Source organism: Brevibacterium sp. RIT 803 (assembly GCF_016892625.1).
Lineage (GTDB): Bacteria > Actinomycetota > Actinomycetes > Actinomycetales > Brevibacteriaceae > Brevibacterium.
Window position 1 is genome coordinate 1435329 of record NZ_JAFEMW010000001.1, and the last position, 22996, is coordinate 1458324.

Below are 22996 nucleotides of genomic sequence, written 5' to 3' on the forward strand. Positions count from 1 at the left end.
CAGAATGACGCATTCAGTCGGAATTCAACGATCAGTGCAGATCACCCCGATGCCACTTCATAGTAGTTTCACTACACCTACTGCATGGGTGGAATTCGATATCTTTGCGGTTTCCCGAAAACAGTCTGCGCACTACGTCAGTCGACCAAGTGTCGACCGTATCGACCTGAACCCAGGGCGGGGTGAGGCTAAGAGTTCTCGGACTCCTGCCGTGCGGCTCCCACAGTCTCGATGTTCAGTCGCGCCACAGCCTCGGCGACCTGATGACGCCGGGTGACGCCGAGCTTTCGATACAGGCGGTAGGCATGTCCTTCCACCGTCCTCACCGCGGCTCCGAGCAGATCCGCTATCTCAGCGTTCGACATTCCCTTGACGAGGAAGCCGCAGATCTCTCGTTCCCGTTCCGTCAACTCCACGGACAGGTCGTAAGACCCTCGCGATAACGGTACGCTGCCGCGGTGGCGAAGACGGTCCTTGGCCATCTGCATGCATCTTGCAGCGACGTCAGGGGCGGAGGATCGTTGGGCATCGGCGATCTTCAGCAGCGCAGCGGCGTCCTTCGTCCACAGCGCCTCCCCCACCGCCCCGAGGATACGGAATGCTGGCCCCTCACCCAGTCCGGAGACACGGCGCATCTCCTCAACATCGACTTCCCCGAGGTGGCGGAACAGCAGAAAGCGGATCTGCGCGGACAGACCGTACGCCTGGTCCCGTTCCGCATCGTCGAGCAGCTGGTGCAGCTGCCTCTCGGACTCCGGATCAGATGTCCGCAGCCACCGGGAGATCAGGGTGTACACCAACGCCCGCCTGGACTCGAGGTGCAGACCAGAGCGCGCCAACCGGGCGAACCGAGCATCGAAATCCTCTGCCAAGTCCGTCTCGCCGCTGAGTGTGGCAACGTACTGTGCCACACCCAGAGCCACAGCCAGCAATGAGAACTGCTCCCAGTGCTCCAAGGCCTCGACACCGGCCCGAGCCGATCGCAAAGCCGCGCTCAGGTTGCCTTCGAGCAGAGAAAGCTCTGCTGCCATCATGTCGCTGGTCCCGCTCTGAAACGCAATATGGGCGATATCACTCGACTGCGGCATCTGCAGTGATCGCCGAGCGGCATTCAGATCGCCGCGCTCCATCAGCACCCGAGCGCCGAGCATTCTGAGCACCACAGTTCCCATCCCCAAGCTGGGGAGTTCGCGTTTCACCAGCATGAGCATTTCGTTTGCCTGCTCAATCCGCCCCCGCTCCAGTTCGAGTGATACGCAGACGAGTGACGCCCCCAATCGGTACGCATCCGGCAGAGAGACGTCGAGCGCCTGCCGGTGCAGCAGATCCCTGTTCTGCTGACCATGAGTGCTCACAACCGAATTCACCGTCTGCAGCAAGGCTCGGGCGGTCACGTCGTCAAGACTCTCAGCGGCGAATCCCCGCGTCGTCTTCTGATCCTGCCTCTTCCCGTTCAGATGGCCGGTCTCATCCGTGGAGCCGTCATGCTCCTGCGCTGCGATCCTGTCGAGAGCCGCCGTGAAGTCGGCGGCCTCAAGTGCCACCGACCTATGGGTGACCTGGCGGTTGGCCCAGAGCACTGCCGCGGTGATGACGAGTTCCGGACAGCACGCCTTATGCAGACAATGGGCAAGCAGGTCTAAGCCCAGCGCCACCTGCCCGACGTTGCAATAGAGACTCGCCAGCTCGTAGAGTTCGTGGGCGCTCAGCCGATCAGTCGGAACATCGGACATGATACGCAGAGCTCGATGCCAGTCACCTGTCTCTATCGCGGTTGTCGCAGCATCGATGACCTGGCGTTCGTCCACGTCAACCCCACATCCCAGTGCCCATTCCGTTCTGAGCATCTGCGACCTCCGACTGGGATGGTCCTGGTAGTCGCGGACGATGCCGTACCACCTCCGGCTGCGGCCGATCGGGGCGCTGTATCGGATCGTCTCCGACGAATGGTGCTCACGTGCAACGTAGACTCGGGCGGTGTCTCCGAGGATGCGCAGCTCATCGTCGTCGACCAGTCGGTCGGCTGCTGGTCCGAGTCCGATCGAGAGCATCAGATCGATGTCGATCTCACCGGCCATGACGACAAGTTCGAGAGCTTCCTTCTCCGCCGTCGAATGCTGGTCGAGGTCGATGCGGGCGAAATCGCGTGCCCGCACATCGAAATCGATGTCGAGTCCATCAAGCACCAGCACACCATTCCGCGACAGCAGGCGATTCCTCCTCCGGCAGTATTCGAGGAGCTCCAACAGCTTGCCGGGATTGCACCCCGAGTGAAAATCGACGATGTCGAGGACGCCCTGTGCGGCGATCCCGCCGAAACTGTATTCGACTGCGTTACGCAGCTCCTCTTGAGTGAGCGGCTCCAACACCATCTGCGTGAGCACCTGTTCGTCTACCAGGTCAGCGAACGGCCAGAACCCATCGACCACGGAGTGGCGAGTCATCGCCACCAGTCTGATCGTGCCGTTGGCCGCGAGTTGTGTGAGCATGCGGAGACTGTGCTCATCGAGATAGTGAGCGTCGTCGACGAATACAGCCGGTACCTGGGCGCTGCCCGTCACCGCCGATATGACTCGCCCCTGCAGACCACCTGGGTCGTCGAGGTCGACGATCATCCCGAAGACTCCGAACGGAATTTCGCTGAGCACACGATCGGCGCGCAGCCAGTGCTCCTGCCCACCTCGGCGCCGATGCACCTCCTTCGCCAAACATGTCTTCCCCATGCCGATATCGCCTTCGATGAGGATGCCGACCATGGACGAATCAGTCAACGATTCCTCAATGATTCGAAGCTCCTCCACGCGGCCGAAGAGCGGCGGGCGACTGAACGACCATTGACGGGTCATGCCAGACTCCGTGCGATCTGCTTGAGTTCTTGACGGTCGCTGACGTGCAGACGTCGATAGAGTCGGCCGAGGTGCCATTCCACAGTACGCACCGAAAGATGCAGGCGAGCTCCGAGCTCCGAGTTGCTGGCACCCTCCGCGACACCGTTCACCAGCTGCTTCTCCATCGCGGTGAGTATCTCCGACAGATTCGCACCGCCAGCATCGAAGGTGATCGCGCGCAGACTCGAGTCCAACAGTATCCGAGCATGTTTGACAGCAGCAGAATCATGGTTTCGCACGGCTCTGTCGCGTGCCGAGCGTGCCAGATCAGCGCCCATCACGACAGCACCGAAGCTCAGCGCTTCATCTGCGGCTTTGATCTCTGCATCGTCGCCTTCTCCGAGGCAGGCCTTGGCGACTGCAGACGCCAAACGGCCAAGATCGCCGTCCACGTTCTCAGCCTCATCGATCAGATTCAGCTGCGCCGCTGGACTGCCGTGCCGGCTCGCCTCCATCCAGGCGTAGACAGCCAGTGTGTGGGCCCTACGCTCCGCAGCCTCTGCACCAAGGCGGTACATCTCGTCTGCGATCTCTGCAGGATTGGCCAGCGCCTCGGCCTCGAGTTCGAGCAGACTGGTCAGGAAATCAAGGCACCAGTCGTAATCGGCTCTGGGAACTCCGCGCGTCGGTTCCGTGGCGTCAGCGACTTTGCTGTCTTCGGTCCGTTCGTCCCTGCGCTGGTGGGTTGTCCGATCGCCCGACACCGGTGTCGTCGGACGCCGAGTCGAAGCTTCACGCATCCGCAGGAGCCCCTCGGCCAGGCGGAGGGCAGCCTGCATGAGTTCGCGGTTGTCCTCACGCTCAGGCGCAGTGGCCAAGGCCTTGTCCAGAGTCTGCTGTGCTCGTGTGATGTGTCCGGTCCACAAGTCGACCAGTGCTGTCACGGAGACCGAGTCAGCCCGCATGGGAGCCAGCCGCCGCAAGGTCGTGCGAGCACGGTCCCAGTCTCCGGCAAGATAGCGGCCCATAAAGATCTGCGGCACCGAGTCCTCCACCTCAAAGCTTGTGGTATCCGGCAGACTGAACATCATTTCGGCCTGAGCCAGGTACTCGAGCCCCCGCTCGATTCGGCCACACATAATTTCAACCTCGCCCAGAAGCGAGCATGCACGCTGTCGGTGCCGGGGCAGACAGTCGCGATCGCGGAAGACGCGCTCGGACAGTTTTCGCCCCTCCTCCACACGCCCTCCGCGCACGTCGAACTGGGCCCGGGTGACATCCAAGCGCCCGGTGTCGACAGCGCCCTTCAGTCGGTCACGAACCCATTCGGTGCGCAGAGTGTGCGGCTCACGCGGATCGGTCAATCTCAGCTCGAGGCACGCCAGTCGAGAGAGATATCTGTCCGATCCCTGACTCACCTGAGGGGAGGAGACCAGCCGATCGACGATCAGCTCTGCCTCCACAGTGTCCCCTCGACCGCGTTCCGCACGCGCCAGTTCGAGGTGGATCTCGGGGTCCTCAGAATTCGAGTCACGCAGCACGTCGATCGCGGCAGCGAAGTCTCCCCGTTCATTCGCCCACATTGCGGCACCGAGAACCTTGACCGAGTCCACCGGGACCCCCCAGTCCTGTGTCCATCTCACCTGCCCGAACAGCGAAGCTCCAACGAGAGGAGTCGTCTCCAGAACAGGTGTGATGTCCCTGAGCAGCTGCAGACCCTGCGAGGGCTGAACGCTGTCACGCAGGTGCTGAGCGACCGCGGGTTCGACCACAGTCACCTCGGCGCGCCTGCCTTTGGTGATGCTGATGATTCCGCGTTCTTCCAGACTGTCGAGGAGGTCCGGCTCACACATGCTTCGCAGTGCTTCATAAGGCAGAGCCCCAGCCATGGCGATCATCTCGAGAATCCGCCTCTGAGCCGGCAGCACATGCCACAGTGCACGATGGTCGACCCCACGCCGGGGCGCGACTTTAGCGGTTTTGCCGACGATGAGTTTTCTCAGCATCCGAGGGTTGCCCCGCGACTTCTCCCGGTAAGCGGCGATGCTCCTGTCATCGAGCTCATACCCCAGCTCCCGAGCAACGGCGGCGATGGCCGACCCATCAAGGCCCTCAAGATCCGTGCGCGCGACCTTGCCAGCAGTCCAGAGGGCCGCCAGCAGATCAACAGGGGGCCTGATCGTTTCCGCCGCTGCCACAAGTTTGATCCGACCAGCGGCAGCCAATTGAGAGACGATCGAGAGGGAATGCTCATCTACCCGATCAGCATTGTCGATGATCACAACAGGAGTACGCTCTCGCTCGAATATCCGACTGATGATCGACAATGCGGCGCCCGGCGCGATCTCGTGGGTCACCTCGCCTTCAGACGAGAGCAGAACTTCGAAGATGCCCAGATTCCTCGAAGCGATCAGGCTTGAGCCGCGGAAACGGAATACGGGCACTTCCGGGTTCACATTCGCAGCAACCGCATTGATGACGGTGGTCTTTCCCATTCCGGAGGCACCGATGACCAGCGCACCATAGATATCGGGATTCGCCAGGTTCCTGGTGATCTCTGCGATCTCCGCCTGACTGTCGCCGCTGACAGCACTCATGGATGGACGTGGGGCAGAATCCGATTTCACTTCGACACGCTCGCTGGTTCGAGCATCGCTCCTTGAGCGGCCGACTGCGTCGAGGCGTGCCGGAGGCGCTGCTGGCACACCACAGCCGCAGATTGGTGGACAACGGCACTCAGGCGGCTGCTTCGGACCAGGGGAACCGACTGACGATGACGCACACTCCCGCCGGAACGGCGGAGAGTCTCACACAATTCGACAGTGAATGTGCGAGGTTCCTGGGACACGAGATTCATCCCGTTCACTTCTCTCAAAGAGCGCATATCGAGTGTGCATTTGGGGGAATCACTCGATTATGCGACGAACCTGTTGTTCTTGTTTAGCTCATCACTCCCGATAAACGGGACGGTACTCAATTGATACTAGACCTGCTTCATAAGCGACTGGAACTCCAGCACCGCAATGTTAAGGATTTGTAACATTACAGACGATCGACTGTCACAGAAAGGCAATGCTTCAGGCATGTCCGATAACTGGCGCGAAGTTTCCCTCGGAGCCGCACCACTTCGAATCTCGCCGCGAACGAAAGGGCCATCGATGATGGATCGTCACGACACCACGGCGCGATTGTCCACGACCATCGGTCACGCTCAACCCCTACCCCACTTGTGAGCCCGAACACCGAACCGTACTATTGGAGCTAAGTTACCGAACGATCAATCAGGAGTTTTCATGGACACCTTGCTGAATGCAGAGGAGCGCGAGTTCGCTCAGAAGATGCGTCAGTTCTATCGCACGGAGATCCCCGAGGAGCTGCGCTTCAAGGTCGCCACCGGCCAGGAGCTGACCAAGGAGGACATGGTCACTTCGCAGCGGATCCTCAATCAGCACGGTTACGCCGTACCCAACTGGCCCGTCGAGTGGGGCGGCCAGGACTGGACTCCGGTACAGCGCCACATCTGGCTTGAAGAGATGCAGCTGGCCTGCGTTCCACAGCCGCTGCCCTTCAACGTCTCCATGGTCGGCCCGGTCATCGCGACCTTCGGCAGCCAGGAGATCAAGGAGCGCTTCCTTCCCGCCACCGCCAATATCGACATCTGGTGGTCACAGGGCTTCTCCGAACCCGATGCCGGCTCTGACCTCGCATCGCTGAAGACCTCCGCGGTCCGTGACGGCGACAAGTACATCGTGAACGGGCAGAAGACCTGGACGACGCTGGGCCAGTACGGCGACTGGATGTTCAACCTGGTCCGCACCGATCCGAATGTGAAGAAGCAGGCCGGCATCTCGTTCCTTCTCATCGACATGAAGACGCCCGGAGTCACGGTTCGCCCGATCCAGCTCATCGACGGCGGCCATGAGGTCAACGAAGTCTTCTTCGACAATGTCGAAGTGCCCGTCGAGAACCTCGTCGGCGAAGAGAACAAGGGATGGACCTACGCGAAGTTCCTGCTCGGCAATGAGCGAACGGGCATCGCCCGGATCGGCGCCTCGAAGGTCAACCTGGCCCGCGCCAAGGCATACGCCGCGGTGACGAAGACGGCACGCGGCACCTTGCTCGACGATCCGCTGTTCTCCGCCCGCCTGACGCGGATCGAAGCCGAGCTCACGGCACTTGAGATGACCCAGCTGCGGATCCTCTCGACTCAGGCCGCCGGATCTGACAAACCGGATCCACGCTCCTCCGTGCTCAAGCTCAAGGGCTCGCAGCTGCAGGAAGACATCAGCGAGCTGCTCGTCGACGTCCTCGGTCCGCAGGGCCTGGACTTCGTCACCGACCGCGCACAGGGCGAGGGGCTCTCGGACCTTCCACTCGGAGCAGTCGACGCCCTTCCCGCGTACTTCAACACCCGCAAGGTCACCATCTACGGCGGCTCATCCGAGGTGCAGCGCGGAATCATCTCGAAAGCACTGCTTGGTCTCTGAGGTCTCCGCGACCCCAGAACACTGAAGAAGAGGACAACAATGGATCTAGAACTCAACGACATTCAGCAGGAACTCGCCAGCACCCTGAACAAATACCTGCGCAGCGAGTACGACACCCAAGCCCGCGAGGCCATTCTGCACAGCGAAGAGGGCATCTCCCGCGAGAAGTGGGAGCAGTTCGCAGAGATGGGCCTGCTCGGTCTGGCAATCCCGGAGAACTACGGTGGGGCAGAAATGACCTTCGCCGAGGTTGCTGTGGTCTTGGAGGCATTCGGCCGTTCACTCGTGCTCGAGCCGTTCCTGGCTACCGCAGTGCTGGGTGCCAATGCGATCGTCGCCGCCGGCAGCGAAGAGCAGAAGCAGGAGATCCTGCCCTCCGTGTGCGAAGGCCAGACCTTCCTCGCATTTGCAGCCCTCGAGCCCGGCCTGCGCTACGCAGTCGATACTCCGTCCACCACCGCCTCGGCGGGCGCTGACGGTGCCTTCACGATCAGTGGCGAGAAGATCGGCGTGCTCGGCGGTGACGTCGCCGACCAGTTCATCGTCACGGCCTCGGAGAACGGTGAACTCGGATTGTTCCTGGCCGCCGCGACAGCAACCGGAGTCTCCCGCGTCGCTCACCGTCAGGCCGACGGCCAGGGAAGCGCCAGCGTGAAGTTCGACAATGCACCGGCCCAGCGCCTCGGTGCCGCCGATGCGAATGCCGTCGTCGCCGAGGTGCTCGACACGGCGAACGCTGCGATCATGGCCGAAGCAGTCGGTGTCATGGAAGCCTCGCTGACCATGACCGCCGAGTATCTCAAGACCCGTGAGCAGTTCGGTGCCCCAATCGGTGCCAATCAGGCCCTGCAGCACCGTGCGGCCGACCTCTACGCGGACCTCGAGTATGCGCGCAGCATGGCCCTGTACTCACGACTTGCTGTCACCAACGAGGAGACCGGCTCCGAGAAGGACCGCCACCGTGATGTCATCGCGGCCAAGATCATCATCGATCAGTCGGCTCGCACCATCAGCCAGGAGTCGATTCAGATGCATGGCGGCATCGGCATGACGATGGAGTACCCGATCGGTCATTATGCAAAGCGTCTGACCGTCATCTCGCGCACCTTCGACGATGCCGATTCGCTGACTGCCGAGCTGGCAGAGATCGGTGGGCTCATCGAGCCGCAGGCTGCCGACCTGAACTGAGGCCACAGCCCGACGCCGAGCATTCGCTGACGTCGGGCGTCGAAGTCTCTGCAGAGGAGAAGGGGCGCTCCGTGTTCTTCCGATAATGGAAACAACGCGGGGCGCCCCTTCTTCGTCCTTTTCTGCACCTGTGCCGCAGCAGAAGCGATGAACCACCGGACAGTTGGTCAGTTCTGCTCGAAGCCAGCGCTGGAATCGACGAGAACTGACCAACCGTTGGGGCCGAAAGCGCCGGTGAGAGCACAGTACAGCGCCCGCCCGTCCTCGATCGGCCCACGGACAGCTGAGCCGCCCATCGGCCGCCCTCATCACGTTGGCTGGATTCAGTCCACCGGCTGGTCGTAGACGTGGCGACGGACCCAGGCGTGCATGGTGATCGCGGCAGCTGCGGCCGCATTCATCGATCGGGTTGAACCGTACTGTGCGATCGACAGCACCGCTGCGCTCGCCTGGTGCGCTTCCTCGCTCAGGCCCGGCCCTTCCTGCCCGAAGAGCAGCAGGCTGCGTCGCGGCAGGTCATAGGTCTCCAACGGCACCGAGTCCGGGAAGTTGTCGATTCCGATCAGCGGGACGGAATTGTCGGTGCACCACTGCAGGAGGTCGTCGATGCTCGGATGGTGGATGATGTGCTGGTACCGGTCGGTGACCATCGCCCCGCGCCGATTCCACCGCCGCCTGCCCACGATGTGCACCGCGGCGGCGTTGAAGGCGTTGGCCGTCCTGACCACCGACCCGATGTTGAGGTCGTGCTGCCAGTTCTCCACACCGACGTGGAATTCGTGCCGCGTCGTGTCGAGATCGGCGACGATCGCATCGAGCTTCCAGTATCGGTATCTGTCCACGACATTGCGACGATCGCCCTCAGCCAGCAGCTCAGGATCAAAGTGCTCAGACACAGGCCAGGGGCCGGTCCACGGACCGACCCCTACCTGTGGCGTGCTGTCTTCAGTCACTTCTTGTCATCGGTTTCATCCGTTGACTCATCAACCTTCGTCTTCTTCGCCGAGGTGTCGGCGGCGTCCGAGTCGATCCCATCGTCCGAGTCGGAGTCAGAGTCCGCATCATCCCCCGATTCCGCGGCAGGGTCCTGAGAACTCGCCTTCTTGCCGGCGGAGCCGACGGAGACCTTCTGCGCACGCTTACTCATCTTCACGGTCTTGCCGCCGCGTCCTCCGCCGGTGAGCACCGCGCGAACGTAGGCACTGCTGGCCAAGGAGTGGATGATGAGAGCGACCAGGGCAGCAATGGCTGCGGCGACGAGTCCCTCCCACCATGCGGGTGGGCTGCCGAAGAAGCGTCCGGCAATTCCCAGCGGCGAGGTGAACGGAGTCCACGACAGCACCTTGGCGACCGTTCCCGATGCTCCCACGATGACGGGTGCGATGAAGCCGGCGACGGTGATGACGCCGATGATCGAGACGAAGGCCTTGCGCGCCTTGCTGCCGGACACCGTCGATGCCCAGACGAGGAGCGCGTAGATCGCCCATGCGGTGAACAGCAGCGTCAGTGCGAACCAGCCCAGGCCGGGCAGCATGGCGAATGCCAGTGAGGTCTTGCCTGTGATGGAGAGTCCGAGCTCGGCCACAACGATCGCGACGACAAGGTGGACAGCTGTCAGAGACAGCATGCCCGTGATCCGGCCCGACGCCGAGGCGCGAGGTGGGATCGTAGCGGCGATGATCTCAGTGATCCGATTGCGCTTCTCCAGGCGCAGGTTCTGATAGAGCGCGGTGCCGAGTGTAGCCACCACGAGCAGTGCGAACACTGCCATGGCCCACAGCAGCCCAGTGGCGACCTCGTCGCCGACCGCCGGCGAGTTCAGCAGTGTGGCTTCAGTCTTCGGTGCCAGCTTCTCCAGCAGCTCCTCGGGCTGTTCGTCCAAGGCGATGATCGTCGGCTGTGCCTGTCCGCTGGGGTCCTGGATGAAGGCCGCGTCGACCTTGCCTTCCTTGACCAGCTTCTCCGCGGTTTGAGCGTCCTTGGCGTCGGTGATCTTCACACCCAGCTGCTGCTCGTACATCGCAGCCTGCTCACCCACACCGACCATAGCCATGCTCGGTGTACCCGACTTCGAGTCTGATCCAGCGACGACGCCCGAGATGATCGCAGCGAGGATTCCGAGCACGATGACTGCACCTGTGACCAGGAAGAACGGACTGCGCAATGCGGTCGTGCTCTCCCGGTTCGATACCAGCCAGGCGGCCTGACGCCTGTTCACGTCGACGAACTCGGAGACCAGACCGGTCTCGGGAAGCTCATCGGCCGAGGGCCGGTCCTCGGCGAGTTCGAACGGAACCTCATCGAGTCCGTCGTCGGCCGCCGCTGCGTCAGCATCGCTGGCGTCAGCTGTGTCGCTCGCATCGTCGGCGGCCGCAGCAGGCTTGGTGCCCTGTGCTGAGTCTGCATCGTTGTCGGTCACCGTCACGTCGTCGCCGACGGCCGTGCCCAGATCATCGATGTTCTCTCCCGCGGTGCCCTTCGACACCTGCGGCTCCGGGGAGTCCCCGTCCTGGCCTTCGTCCTTGCCTGCCATCACAAAGCCTCCTTGTACTGCTCGGCCAATGTCGGGCGAACACTCTCGAAACTCTTCACACCATTCAGTGCTGCCACGGTCTGTGCTGCGGAGCCTGCATCGACTGCCCGGAAGCTGACGATGTTGCCTGCGGAATCGAGAACCGCAACATCGCTGATGCCAGCGCGGCCCTCCAACGACTTGGCGGCCGCCTCTGCATCGTCAAGCTCCACACGGTACTTCACGTCCGAGCGCAGCTCCTGCACGCTGCCGGACACGCTTGTCCGGCCCTGACTGAGGACGATGACATCGTCGGCATAGGTCTGCGCGGCCTCCCAATTGTCGGTGGCCAGGACGACGGGCACCCCGGAGGCGGCGTGGGCACGCAGGAGAGACATCACAAGCTCGGTTGACTGTGAGTCGAGCCCGGAGAAGGCGTCATCGATGACGACGACATCGGGGTCGGCGGCCAACGTCGCTGCGATGTCGACGCGGGCGATCTCCGTGCCGCTGAGGTTCTTCAACGGTGCATACCCGCGATCGGCGAGCTCGAGGCGTGAGAGGAGAGTCAGCGCATTGCGCTCTGCGGCCCCGAGGGTGATGCCGTGCAGACGCGCCAGGTAGACGATCTGATCGATCACACGCATGTTCGGGTAGCCGCCACGCTCGGCGGGCAGATATCCGAAGTTCTGACGATCGCCGAAGTCGAGCTCGAAGTCCTCGAGCTTGACGGTGCCCTCATCGGGCGAGATCAGCCCCATGATGACGCGAACCAGCTCGGTCCGGCCGGCTGAACGGGTTCCGACGATTGCGGTGATCCGGCCTGCCTGCGCGGTGAAACTCACCTCGTCGAGATAAGTTCGCTTTCCCTTGCGCAGGGAAACCTCTTTCAGTGTGAGCACGCGTCATCCTTACTTTTCCTGAAGCAGTACTGTGGGAGTGTCTCATCTATCGTGTTGAATCGACCACGATGTTTCAAACCAGGATCCCGATTACGACAGAATTGCCAGTCGAGTCCCAGCTGGTGATCGACGGGTGGAGATCCGCCCGTGAAGCTCCGGGGAACGTCTCAATCCAACCCAAGATCGCTTGTCGTCAATGCCGTGAGATACGGAATGCCTGTTGCCTCAACGCGTTCCTTGGCGCCCGTGTCCCGGTCCATGACCACGGCCACGGCCACCACCTCGGCGCCGGCCTCTTTGAGGGCTTCGACCGCTGTGAGCACGGAACCGCCAGTCGTCGAGGTGTCCTCGACCGCGACGACCCGCTTGCCTTTGACGTCTGGCCCCTCAACTCGACGAGACATCCCATGCTTCTTCGCCTCCTTGCGAACGACGAAGGAGTCCACCGGAGCGCCGCGGACCACTGAGCGGTGCATGACGGCGGTTCCGACCGGATCGGCGCCCATCGTCAGCCCGCCCACGGCGTCGACCTTGTCGAGCAGCCCTTCGGCGGCCAGGAGATCGAGCACCACATCACCGATCAGCGGTGCGGAGCGATGGTCGAGAGTGACCCTGCGCAGATCCAGATAGTAGTCAGCTTCCCTGCCAGATGAGAGGGTCACCTTGCCACGAACAACGGCGAGTTCGTCGATGAGGTCGAGCAATTGTCGGCGGGTGTCTGCACTATCGGTCATGCCCCCAAGTCTAAACGGCCAGTGCAGTTGCGCAGACCAGGGCTGTCACACACGCCCAGGTCCTCTGTTCTTCGAGGCTCTCGCGGGCTCCCACGCCTCCCATAGGAGAGTCATCCCACGCCGAGGTGGTCGCGTATCTCCGGCTGTCCTCGCCGAGGCGGTGGTGAAGTTCTGAGCACCCTCGCCGAGGTGGTGATGGGGATCACGGCATTCGAATCGAATTCGTCCGTGAGGTTTCCGCCAAGCGAACGTCTGTCTCATTGTCATAAAAGATCGGGCCAAGCTGTACGTTCCGTGAGAATCGGATCTACCATGGGAGACAGCTCCACCCAACATGCCCGATCATCAGCAACTTCAGAAGGGATGTGAACCTCATGGGTTTCATCGCATATTTGATTCTCGGACTCATTGCCGGCGCCATTGCCAAGGCGATTCTGCCGGGCAAGCAGGGCGGCGGCATCATCGCCACACTCATCATCGGCGTCATCGGAGCCATGCTCGGAGGTTGGATCGGAGGCGCACTCTTCGGAGTCCAGATGGATGCGTTCTTCTCGCTGTCCTCCTGGCTGTGTGCGATCGGCGGCGCGCTGATCGTCCTCATCATCTGGGGCTTCATCACCAGCAAGATGGGCAAGAAGGACAAAGCAGCCTGATTATGATCTGACCTGGGCACGATTCGACCCTTGTCGAGTCACGTCCAGCGTGTGAAGAGGCCCGGAATCCAGCACTGGATTCCGGGCCTCTTCACATTCACCAGCATTCCCAGCTGTCACCGACCGTCGCTGACGGTCGGTGACACGACTACCCCCGGCTGACGACGCGCAGGTCGATGTCGAGCCGCCCGCTGACCTCCACGGCCCCGCGAGCGATGTCGGCTTCGACGACGGAGAAGATCTCATCGACGACCTCGGTGACCGAACGAGTGTGGTCAAGGTGGGCGTCGATCCTCACCTTCACACCGTCACCGCCCCGAGTCACGTCTACACCCACAGGCTCATCGCCGGTGCGCCGCAGCACCTTGGCAGTGGCGGTGGCGACCAGGTCACGCAGTCCCGGTGCCAGGGCTCTGACCCCGGCGATCGAGTTCACGGAGTCGGCCAGCCGGGCCGATTCCACAACCTCCTTACCGTTGCCGCTGACAGAGTCATTGCCGCTGTACACGAGATTGGAGTCCTTCGACACACCACGATCAGTCAACGTACACATCCTCAGCATTGATATCGATCCGGGCCGCGGGGATCCCCAACTCGGCCTGGACCTCGGCGGATACGGATCGTCGGATCGCCTCGGCGGTGGGACCGAAGGAGATGCCGGCGCGCATGGCCACCGTCAGCGACACCGTCGCCGCACTCCCCACCGGATCCCCGGCAGGCTCGACCTCGACGCTGCGGGCTCGGATCCCATCCACTAAGTCAACGGCATTGCGCACAATTGAGCGCACCGAAGCGGTCGAGATCGAGAACGGGTGCCCCTGCTCTGTCTGCAGATTGGTCGAGGGCCCCCGGTACAGATCGTCTCTGACCAGCTGAAGGATGCGCTCACGCACTCCGGCCGTATCTTCGGGCTCGGGTTGGAACGTGCTCATGTATTCGTCGATGACACCGCGAAGTTGGGCGTCTGACTCCGCCTGGGAATCGGCACTCATCGGGTCGAGTTCAGCCCCGGAGCCGACGTGCTCGTTCACATCCATCCTTCCATCCCCTCCATGATGGCAGTGCGGGCTCGGTGAATTCGGCCGCGCACACTGCCTTCACTGATGCCCAGAGTCGTCGCCACCTCGGCGTAGCTGAGGCCTTCCATCTGGTGGAGTACCCACGTTACCCGCTGTTCTGATGAGAGCGTCTGGAGAACGTCTGAGAAATGCTGCAGAGCTGTACGCGCCTCGACGGACTTCTCAACCGACGCCCGTCCATCCGCATGGATGCTCATATCGTCTGGATCCTGCGCGTCCGAAGGCCTGGCCATCCTCCTGCGCAGCAGGTCGGTGCACTTGTTCGACGCCAGACGGTAGATCCACGTGCCGAAAGCGGCCGGTTCGGTCAGAGCGTTCATCGATTTCCACGCCTGCACCAGCGTGTCCTGCACGACGTCTTCCGCGTCCTGCCGGTCACCGAGCGTGCGCAGGCAGAACCGCAGGAGCTTCGTCTCATACCGGTCGACCAACGCCTCGAAAGCGTCGATATCGCCCTCTCTCGCGCGCACGACGAGGGTGACGATATCGAAGCGATCATCGTGCCTTGTCATACCCACATCGTATGCGAACGCAATCGCCGTGAGCAGGTTCGCCACGTCGGGAGGAACCTGTTTCACCGGAGAGATGATTTTCACCGGCGCGAAGATTCTTTCGCAATCATGCGTGAGGTTTGTCGGTCATGCGCGTCTGTACTCATAACAAGCCTGTTCTCGCAACAGGATCATCGAAGCGAAAAGGAAGACACATGCCAGAAGACAAGCAGTCCACCGTTTCCCAGCAGTCCAGGACCGACGATTCGGTTCGCAGCCCTCTCGTGACCGATATGGGCAACACCACGATCGCCGAGAACGTCGTGGCCAAGCTTTCCGGCATCGCCGCCCGTGAGGTCCCCGGCGTGTTCGGGATGGGCAATGCCGCACGCCGGACCTTCGACGCCCTTGCCGAGCGCATCCCCGGCTCGCAGACGAATGTCTCCGGAGGAGTCTCCGTCGAGAAGGGTGAGAAGCAGACTGCGATTGACCTCACCATCGTCGTGGAGTACGGAACGTCGATCGTCGACGTCGCCGAGGCGATCCGTCGCAACGTGATCCGCGCCGTCGAGCAGGGCACCGGACTCCAGGTCGTCGAGGTCAACATCGAGGTCACTGACGTCCACCTCCCCGGCGACGACGATGATCAGCAGAACACCAACGACACCGTTGAACTCAACTGAGACGAAGGACTGACATGTCGAAAACACTCATCGGGCTGTTCGTCGGACTGACGCTGGGCATCGTTGCGTTCTTCGGTGGTTTCCTCGCGTTCCTCATCGTCGCCATCTGCGGCGGGCTCGGACTGGTCATCGGCCTCGTCCTTGACGGACGCCTCGATCTCAGCGCGCTGAGTTCGCGCTCGACGACCCGGAGGTAGCATCGTGGCTTCATCACCTGGTGGCCTGACGATCGCTGACCGAGTCATCGAGAAGACGGCCTCCCAGATCCTCAAGGGTCTGCCCGGGGTCGGCGGCGCGAAGTCGGGCCTGTTCGGGTTCGGTTCGAATGCCGACCTCGACAGCCGTCCCAGCGTGGACGTGACCCTCTCGGGTCGCAGCTGCACCCTCGAGGTTGAGCTGGGGCTGGCGTACCCCTCCCCCATCACCGAGGCGACCGAATCGGTCCGTCGTCGCCTGAGTGCCGATGTCGAAGCGCTCACCGGAGTCAGCGTCCGTCAGGTCGACGTCGACGTGAAATGGCTCAAGCCCAACGCTTCAGGAACCGGAAGATCAGTGAGGAATCTGCAATGAGCACACGTCTGTTTCGGGCACGCCCAGCACGCGTGGTGCCCGCTGTCATCCTTGCGATCCTCATCCTGGCCATCGCCGGCGCCCTGGGCTGGGCGGCCATCGCCGCCATCGTCTCTGAGGGCTCCGGGAGCGCGGCGCTGTCGTCCGGATTCTCCGGATTCGCGGCTCTCGGAACAATGACGTGGGCTGCGGCGGCGATCATCACCGCCGGAGCCGTCATCACGGTCCTCGGGCTGATCTTCCTCATCATCGGGATCTCGCCCGGAGCCAAACGCAACATCGGCTACCGCGCGCAGGCGCCAGAGCACGCCGAACGCTTCGAGGTGGTTCTGCCGACCTCAGCCTTGTCGAACCTGGCAGCTGCGGCAGCGGACTCCGTCGACGGAGTCTCGAGCGTGCGTGCCGCGTCCAATGCCTCATCGACGAATGTCACCTTCTCCACCCCAGTGCGTGACACTGACGAAATCCGCCGCGATGTCGATGCCGCAGTCACCCAGCGCTTCGCCTCGATCGCATTCGACCGCACGCCCACCGTCAAGGTTCGCTCACAGAGGAGACCAGCATGAAACGACTGGCAGCAGGTGCCAATCGCACCGGTCTCATCATCGTCGGGCTGATCTTCCTCGTGGCCGGACTCGCCGTTCTCGCACTCAGCTTCGGCTTGGCAGCAGCGGTGGCCCCCGGTCTGACCCCGGATGCGAAGCTGCAGCCCGTCGCCGCGGTGTTCGCTCTGCCGTTCTCCGCTGTCATCGCGCTGGCGGCAGCTCTCATCCTGGCGATCATCGGTGTGCGTTGGCTCGCCGCCCAGGTCCCGCGAAAGGATTCCGCCAAACCCCTTCGCATGCAGGAAGACGCGCGGAGCGGCGTGACCACGGTGACGGCGAACGTCATTGCCGCTGCCGTGGAAGATGACCTCGAAGACACCCCTGAAGTCGTCGATGCGCAGGCCATTCTGCGCGGAACGGCGCGACGACCGGAGCTCGTCCTCCATGTCGATGTCGACGAACGTGCCGACGTCGATGCCGTCGTCGCCGACATCGCAGATCGCGTGACCCGCAACGCCAGTCACGCCCTTGGTGTTCCGCTGTCCGCTGTCGGTGTGGAGATCGGTATCGCCCGGTCACGACAGAGGAGGCAGCGCAGTGTTCGGCTGTGAATGACAAAGACCCCGGGGCGCGTAATCGCGACATCCCGGGGTCCTCGCAGCACTCCCCTCGAGTACCCGGACGCATCCCCATACGTCCGTTGTGTCCACCCGATCCCCACCGGGCGAACACCATTATTGGATCACACATCGATCCCACTTGTAAAGATTGTTGTGCCCTGTCTGAATCGGGCTGGGGCGTTTCACCGACCCCTGGCACCCGATGAAACCCCAGGTCACAGGGTTCACTGAAAATAATTCAAGACTCAACTTCTTGCGGCGGGTCGCAATGTCGCTGCTGCAACCTCAGTGATCGTCTCGCCTATTGAGAGAAAAACCGGTCGACCCCCAGCGCACCAGAGAGCGGGGAACGAAGCGAGCGACTCGAGCCGCCAGCCCATAGCTCACCCCAGGGATCGAGACCACCTTGCCGCGTCGTGCATCGCGTAAGGATGCGGCGACGACCTGCTCCACGCTCAGCCAGATCCACCCGGGTCCCGGTCGGTCGACGCCGAGTCGCTCGTGGAACCTGGTGCGAATGAAACCGGGCAGCACGACGGTGGCTGTCACCGGAGTTCCGCGCAGCTCACCGGCAAGAGCTTCGGTGAAAACCACGGTCGACATCTTCGACGCCGCATACTGGCCCATCGTCGTCAGCGCCGCCATGGACGAGACATTGATCAAGCCACCGCGACCTCGCTCGCGCATCTGCCTCACCGCGGCCAGAGAGAGTTCGCGTACCGCGCCGGTGAGCACCATATCCTGGTCCACGAGCTCCGCGATCTCCGACTCGAGCAGACCCTGCTTGAGTCCGTATCCGGCATTGTTGATGAGCAGATCGATCCGCGAGGTCTCGATCACGGTCCGAACCACGTCGATGCCGGCTCGGGTCGACAGATCTGCCACGACCACCTCGGCGTGGGTTCCGTTGTCGTTTTCGATGTTCGTCGCCAGCTCCTGCAGACGGACCTCATCACGGGCCACGAGGACCAGGTCGTACTGGTCGGCGGCGAGAGCAAGTGCATACCCGTGCCCCAGCCCTGAGCTGGCACCGGTGACGAGTGCACGCGGTCTCATCACTTCGCGCCTTGGCCCACGCGCACCGTCAGCGACTGCGCCGCGGTGCCGATGGGCCCGTTGACGTCGCTGAGCACGCTTGTGGTCTCACCGATCCCGGTGGGGCCGAACGCAACCTTCGTCTCGAAGCCGACCCAACCTGGTTCGGGGACTCGGGTGAGGTGGATGGTGAGGTCGACGTTGGGGAAGAACGTCGTCTTCGGGTCCTCTCTCACGGCCAGCCCATTAGCGGTGTCGACAAGTTTCACGAAGGCCGCGGTCGCAGGATCGTCCTCCCCGTCGACGAGCGGATAAGGGGACCTGATCCAGGAACGGGCGGATCCGGGATGGGCGTCGGAGAACTGACCGCCGTCCAGCGAAGCGATGAAGCCTCCGCCCCAGCGGCCGGTGAATGGGACGGCTGGGGCTTCTTCGGGCTCAGGCAGAGTCGGCCATTCGTCTCCGACGACGCTTGCGGTGTCGCTCGGCAGCAGGCGCCAGACTCTGGCGTGGACGCTGGTGCGCTCACCGTGGCGCATGCTGGCCTCGATGAGTTCGATGGTCCGCCCCGGCCGGATGACGTTGACGTCGATGGTGAATTCGCCGGAATGGATGACGCCGAGTATGTCGAAGCTGACCCGCGAGACCAGCTTGTCCGAGGGCAGCCGGCGTTCGATCTCCGCCAGCACCAGCCCTGCCGCCGGGGCCAGATGCTGTTCGCCCGGCTGCCACGCACCCTGACTGTGCAGCGTCGAGACGAACGCCTCCGGTGCCGTGCGCACGTAGTAGGAATCGGGGCAGGCGGCACCATCGTGGCCGAGATGTTCGTTGAGTGCTTCAGGCATGACCCCAGATTATCGGTATCGGACCGAAGCCGAGTCGATGGGGCCAGCGGATGCGTCGCCGGGCCTGTTCTGCCCGTTGAGCTTGGGCCTGCGGCCGAGACAGCTTAGGGTGGGAGGGTGAGAATCGCGAGCTGGAATGTGAACTCGATCCGCGCCCGACAAGACAGAATCGGTGCTTGGCTGGATCGCTCCGACGTCGACGTCCTGGCCATCCAGGAACTCAAATGCAAGGACGAACAGTTCCCGAAGGACCTGTTCACCTCCCGAGGCTATGAAGTCAGTTTCCACGGCCTCAACCAGTGGAATGGCGTGGCAATCGCCTCTCGGGTGGGCATCGAGGACCCCGAGATCGGATTCACGGACATTCCCTCGTTCGGCGAGGAGCCCGTGGTCGAGGCTCGTGCCCTGTCAGCCACCTGTGGCGGAGTCAGGGTGTATTCGCTCTATGTCCCCAACGGCCGCGAACTCGACCACCCTCACTACACCTATAAGCTCGAATGGTATCGGGCGCTGACTGCCGATATCTTTGCGCAGCTGCGCGAAACTCCTGATAAGAAGCTCGTCCTGTGCGGCGACTTCAATGTCGCGCCTCTGGATGAGGACGTCTGGGACATGGCTGAGTTCGACGGCCTCACCCACGTGTCCGCACCCGAGCGCCAGGCCTTCAACACCCTCCTTGATGCAGGACTCAGCGAGGTCACCAGGCAGTTCACACCTGGCCCAGGGGTCTACACCTTCTGGGATTACCAGAGGCTGGCCTTCCCGAAGAAGAAGGGCATGCGCATCGACTTCGAACTCGCCTCACCGTCCTTGGCCGCGCAGGCCACCAGCGCGGAGATCGACCGTGAGGAACGCAAGGGCAAGGGCGCGTCCGATCACGCACCCGTCATCGTCGATTTCGAGGTGTGAGCGGCCGCTTCACACCGCCACCGCACCCCACAGCTTCACCCAGCGCAGCACCCACCGCACCCCACTGCGCCACCCAGTGCGCCCACCCCCTCAGCTGCACGCCGCTGCCGCCACGCCCACCTCGGCTGCCACGGTGATGCTCGGCGCCGATGCAGATCCCTCTCAACGCTGATCCGTATTGACGAAACATCACTTCAAAGGTGATCCTTAAAGAAGATGTGTCGCTGTTCACTCCCCGAAACAGTACGTAGGCATTTTCAAACAAAGGATTAGCGAAAATCACATAGCAATGACATTGAGTAAGCAGAATTCGATCGCGAAGATCGGATAGATTACTTGGTGGTAGACAATCCCCGCATCCCCACTGCCAGAGGTCCCCACCCATGCATGATTCCGCTGACCAGAGCGGTCCCGTTTCCCCGACGGCGCCCTCGCCCGGTGAAGGCGTCTTTCCCGGCGAGCGCGCGACGACGGTCCGCTCCTTCGCGACTGCCCTCACCGACATCGCACCCGAACTGCCCGACGCAGTGTGGAAGAGTCTGTTCCAACAGACGTCAGGCCACCTCCTGGCAGGCCAGGCCGTCCTGCAGGGCGCTGACTCATTGGGATATGACCTCTCTGCAGTCGATGCCGATCACTACTCGGATCTTCCCTCCGCCGACGTTCTCACGCAGATCAGACGTCAGGCACCGGACAGCCCCGAACTGAGGTTTGCCCACCTGCTGTCATTCATGCGCGACATCAACGCCGACACCCTCGCAATCGCCGCCGGCGCCATGCCCCATCTGGGATCGTTTTCCATTCCCAATGCGCCAGAGGGCACACGTCCACTCGACGTCTCCGACCTCTCAGCGCATCTGAACGAAGACGGCGTACTGCTCCCAGCTCTGGACCGCACCGGCCACCACACGATTGCTCCTGTCGTGCGAATGGTTTTGCGACGCCTCTACGACGCCAGAGATCGACACAGCGAATCACGATCCCGCCGAGCACTTGGCGCAAGCGCCGCCGAATGGCTGCAGGCCCCGGCCGCATATCATTCCGAGGGCTTCGATGAAGCTCTGCTGTGCGTCGCAGAGGCCGGAGAGTGGAACTCACTGACCGAACTCTGGGCAAACCGGGGCCATGCACTCATGGTCGACCATTTCGACGCCACACTCGAGGCATTCTTGAAGGTCCCCGAGGCCCAGGCTCACAACTCTGCGGTTTTAGCCGAGGCCCTGGGCGACTGCCTGCAGGTCGACGAAGTCAGACGACACCTCGGCGTCGACGACGCCCTGACCGTCCTCAAAGAGGTCAACTTCGAACATGCGGCAGTCCCGACGCTCGACTCGCAGCTGAAACGGATCAAGGACGGCGACTTCACCGTCGATGACATCATGATCATGGCCATCGCATCGATGCGGCGCCAGAAGCTGCTCGGCCAGTCGGACCAGGGCCTCCACATCGCCGAAGCGGCCCAGGAGCTCATCAACGACACCCGGCGTTTCCAGTCGGCACCGACCCCGCTCTGCGAAGCACGATTTCACCTCGAATATGGGATCACCAGCATGTTCACAGGCGACCTCACGGGCAGCGCCCAACTGCTGCGTCGGTCGATCATCCTCACAGAGCTCGCCTCGGCATCCTCCCCCTATCTCCTGCTCCCGGCGCACGCCTACAGCGCCCTGGCACACGCAATGCTCGGAAACGGGCCATCGAGTGACGTGCACCTGAGACACTTCGACAAGCTCCAGGACCGGACCCGCTTCACGAGCCCCCACACGCTCACCGCCTACTCGCTTGCTCGCATGATTCGCGCCATGGACGCACTGGATCTCGACGAGGCAAGTCAGCACTCGACACGTCTGGCCGACCCTGCTCTGGGTCATCATTCGTGGCTTGGAGTCGTTCGGTACAGATCGCTGTTCGGCATTCTGCGCAGCGATGTCGGAATCGAAGGCAAACGGCTGCAGCAGGCAATCGACGCCAATCGCTCATCCCTGCCGGCCGACGGACTCCTTCTGCATACTCTGCAGCTCACTCTGGTCTGCCTCCACCTGGCTCAGGGGCAGACTCACCTCGCCCAGAACGTTCTGCTTGATGCCGAGACCGAATCGCCGTACATCATCCTGGCCAGAGCTCAGCTCCATCTGACCATCGGCGAACACGGGACTGCGGCGCACCTGGCGAACAGAGTCCTGTCTCAGACTTCACTCGATCTGCACGCCAAGGCCGCTGCGCGGGCGGTTCAGGCCGCCAGCCTGTTGGGCAAGGGTGAACTGGTCGAGTCAGACTCCGCGTTCGTCGATGCGCTCGAGTACTGCAGAATCGCTGCCAGCCTCATTCCCATTGCGATGGTTCCCAAGTCTCTGCGCGATCAGCTGATCGAGCGCAGCTCCAGCGCCGCCGAGTGGGATCTGATCGCACCGGTCTTTCCGACCGGACCCGGAACAGTCGACGACTCTGATTCGACTGTCGAACTCGGACCCACTGACGGCCCCGGATCGGTTGAGGACCCAAGCTCGGCGGACGGACCCGGATCGATTGAGGACCTCCGCGTGGGCCAAGCCCGTTTCGGCGACGGTTCCATCGGCGGACCCGGCGGACTCGGTGCCGGTGAGCGACTCCGTCAACGGCTGCTGAGCCTCGGGGAAACTCTTCGCATCCGCGCCGGTCACACCCTCCTCAGCCCCTCGCAGAGGCAGCTCCTGGCCCTGCTGGACACCCAGTCGTCGGTGTCCGCCATCGCGGCTGAGCTGAGCCTTGTCGAAGGTACGGTCAAGAACAAACTGTCGAATCTCTACTCGCGCCTCGGAGTCCGCAATCGTCGGGATGCGCTGGCTCGCGGCTACGAATACGGGTACCTCCCCACCGATCGCTGACGGCTGAGCCAATGCCCAAAGCACAGCACACATCTTCACGAGGAAAGCTTC

At 62.6% G+C, this 22996-nt stretch carries 22 protein-coding genes; 10 read left to right on the plus strand and 12 right to left on the minus strand.

Annotation, left to right across the window (positions count from 1 at the left end):
• Window positions 1-188: 188 nt before the first annotated feature.
• Both JTF07_RS06445 and JTF07_RS06450 read right to left on the minus strand, forming a co-directional pair.
• Window positions 189-2846, minus strand: a complete 2658-nt coding sequence (locus tag JTF07_RS06445) for a LuxR family transcriptional regulator (protein WP_204233403.1) — start codon at window positions 2844-2846, stop codon at window positions 189-191.
• Window positions 2843-5425 carry a LuxR C-terminal-related transcriptional regulator gene (locus tag JTF07_RS06450; protein ID WP_204233404.1) on the minus strand — a complete coding sequence of 861 codons (2583 nt, stop codon included), beginning with the start codon at window positions 5423-5425 and terminating at the stop codon, window positions 2843-2845. Before JTF07_RS06450 ends, JTF07_RS06445 begins: the two co-directional genes overlap by 4 nt.
• A 696-nt stretch (window positions 5426-6121) precedes the next feature.
• On the opposite strand from JTF07_RS06450, the gene JTF07_RS06455 reads away from it, so the two are divergent.
• Entirely contained in the window at window positions 6122-7315 is a 1194-nt protein-coding gene (locus tag JTF07_RS06455) for an acyl-CoA dehydrogenase family protein (protein ID WP_204233405.1), read from the plus strand.
• A 39-nt stretch (window positions 7316-7354) separates the two neighbouring features.
• Window positions 7355-8503: an acyl-CoA dehydrogenase family protein gene (locus tag JTF07_RS06460; protein WP_204233406.1), complete on the plus strand. Its 1149-nt coding sequence runs from the start codon at window positions 7355-7357 to the stop codon at window positions 8501-8503.
• A 167-nt stretch (window positions 8504-8670) separates the two neighbouring features.
• Here JTF07_RS06460 and JTF07_RS20610 read toward each other — a convergent pair whose 3' ends face one another.
• From JTF07_RS20610 to pyrE, 5 genes are all read right to left on the minus strand, one after another.
• Window positions 8671-8799, minus strand: a complete 129-nt coding sequence (locus JTF07_RS20610; RefSeq protein WP_286672913.1) for a hypothetical protein — start codon at window positions 8797-8799, stop codon at window positions 8671-8673.
• Window positions 8800-8826: 27 nt separating this feature from the next.
• Complete coding sequence (locus tag JTF07_RS06465; RefSeq protein WP_204233407.1) at window positions 8827-9456, minus strand: TrmH family RNA methyltransferase; 630 nt, start codon at window positions 9454-9456, stop codon at window positions 8827-8829.
• Window positions 9453-11036, minus strand: coding sequence for an ABC transporter permease (locus tag JTF07_RS06470; RefSeq protein WP_204233408.1), 1584 nt, complete (start codon window positions 11034-11036; stop codon window positions 9453-9455). The genes JTF07_RS06465 and JTF07_RS06470 overlap by 4 nt, the downstream gene beginning before the upstream one ends.
• Window positions 11036-11917 (minus strand): ABC transporter ATP-binding protein, encoded by an 882-nt coding sequence (locus JTF07_RS06475; RefSeq protein ID WP_204233409.1) that lies wholly within the window; start codon window positions 11915-11917, stop codon window positions 11036-11038. Before JTF07_RS06475 ends, JTF07_RS06470 begins: the two co-directional genes overlap by 1 nt.
• 167 nt (window positions 11918-12084) lie before the next feature.
• Entirely contained in the window at window positions 12085-12651 is a 567-nt protein-coding gene (pyrE, locus tag JTF07_RS06480) for an orotate phosphoribosyltransferase (RefSeq protein WP_204233410.1), read from the minus strand.
• 374 nt (window positions 12652-13025) lie between these two features.
• Between pyrE and JTF07_RS06485 the strand changes: the two genes are divergently transcribed.
• On the plus strand, window positions 13026-13304 hold the full coding sequence (locus JTF07_RS06485) for a GlsB/YeaQ/YmgE family stress response membrane protein (protein WP_143920947.1): 279 nt from the start codon (window positions 13026-13028) through the stop codon (window positions 13302-13304).
• A gap of 148 nt (window positions 13305-13452) precedes the next feature.
• On the opposite strand, the gene JTF07_RS06490 is transcribed toward JTF07_RS06485, so the two are convergent.
• From JTF07_RS06490 to JTF07_RS06500, 3 genes are read right to left on the minus strand one after another with little or no spacing between them, the layout of a single operon-like run.
• Complete coding sequence (locus JTF07_RS06490) at window positions 13453-13848, minus strand: hypothetical protein (protein WP_204233411.1); 396 nt, start codon at window positions 13846-13848, stop codon at window positions 13453-13455.
• Window positions 13841-14335 (minus strand): hypothetical protein, encoded by a 495-nt coding sequence (locus JTF07_RS06495; RefSeq protein ID WP_204233412.1) that lies wholly within the window; start codon window positions 14333-14335, stop codon window positions 13841-13843. The genes JTF07_RS06490 and JTF07_RS06495 overlap by 8 nt, the downstream gene beginning before the upstream one ends.
• Window positions 14332-14961: an RNA polymerase sigma factor gene (locus JTF07_RS06500; protein ID WP_353843889.1), complete on the minus strand. Its 630-nt coding sequence runs from the start codon at window positions 14959-14961 to the stop codon at window positions 14332-14334. Before JTF07_RS06500 ends, JTF07_RS06495 begins: the two co-directional genes overlap by 4 nt.
• Window positions 14962-15089: 128 nt before the next feature.
• On the opposite strand from JTF07_RS06500, the gene JTF07_RS06505 reads away from it, so the two are divergent.
• The 5 genes from JTF07_RS06505 to amaP are packed head-to-tail and all read left to right on the plus strand — an operon-like array spanning window position 15090 to window position 17283.
• Complete coding sequence (locus JTF07_RS06505; protein WP_204233413.1) at window positions 15090-15557, plus strand: Asp23/Gls24 family envelope stress response protein; 468 nt, start codon at window positions 15090-15092, stop codon at window positions 15555-15557.
• 14 nt (window positions 15558-15571) lie between these two features.
• Window positions 15572-15754 carry a DUF2273 domain-containing protein gene (locus JTF07_RS06510; protein ID WP_198395821.1) on the plus strand — a complete coding sequence of 61 codons (183 nt, stop codon included), beginning with the start codon at window positions 15572-15574 and terminating at the stop codon, window positions 15752-15754.
• A 4-nt stretch (window positions 15755-15758) separates the two neighbouring features.
• On the plus strand, window positions 15759-16127 hold the full coding sequence (locus tag JTF07_RS06515) for an Asp23/Gls24 family envelope stress response protein (protein ID WP_204233414.1): 369 nt from the start codon (window positions 15759-15761) through the stop codon (window positions 16125-16127).
• The gene (locus JTF07_RS06520; RefSeq protein WP_204233415.1) at window positions 16124-16693 is read left to right on the plus strand and encodes a DUF6286 domain-containing protein; all 570 of its coding nucleotides are present in this window, start codon (window positions 16124-16126) and stop codon (window positions 16691-16693) included. Before JTF07_RS06515 ends, JTF07_RS06520 begins: the two co-directional genes overlap by 4 nt.
• Complete coding sequence (gene amaP, locus JTF07_RS06525; RefSeq protein WP_252199347.1) at window positions 16690-17283, plus strand: alkaline shock response membrane anchor protein AmaP; 594 nt, start codon at window positions 16690-16692, stop codon at window positions 17281-17283. The genes JTF07_RS06520 and amaP overlap by 4 nt, the downstream gene beginning before the upstream one ends.
• A 294-nt stretch (window positions 17284-17577) precedes the next feature.
• On the opposite strand, the gene JTF07_RS06530 is transcribed toward amaP, so the two are convergent.
• Together JTF07_RS06530 and JTF07_RS06535 are read right to left on the minus strand one after the other, a co-directional pair.
• Window positions 17578-18348 (minus strand): SDR family NAD(P)-dependent oxidoreductase, encoded by a 771-nt coding sequence (locus JTF07_RS06530; protein WP_213018585.1) that lies wholly within the window; start codon window positions 18346-18348, stop codon window positions 17578-17580.
• A complete protein-coding gene (locus tag JTF07_RS06535; RefSeq protein WP_204233417.1) occupies window positions 18348-19172 on the minus strand; it encodes a thioesterase family protein in 825 nt (274 codons plus the stop codon). Before JTF07_RS06535 ends, JTF07_RS06530 begins: the two co-directional genes overlap by 1 nt.
• 117 nt (window positions 19173-19289) lie before the next feature.
• On the opposite strand from JTF07_RS06535, the gene JTF07_RS06540 reads away from it, so the two are divergent.
• Window positions 19290-20081: an exodeoxyribonuclease III gene (locus tag JTF07_RS06540; protein WP_204233418.1), complete on the plus strand. Its 792-nt coding sequence runs from the start codon at window positions 19290-19292 to the stop codon at window positions 20079-20081.
• A gap of 383 nt (window positions 20082-20464) precedes the next feature.
• On the plus strand, window positions 20465-22945 hold the full coding sequence (locus JTF07_RS06545) for a helix-turn-helix transcriptional regulator (protein ID WP_204233419.1): 2481 nt from the start codon (window positions 20465-20467) through the stop codon (window positions 22943-22945).
• The last annotated feature ends 51 nt before the right edge of the window (window positions 22946-22996 follow it).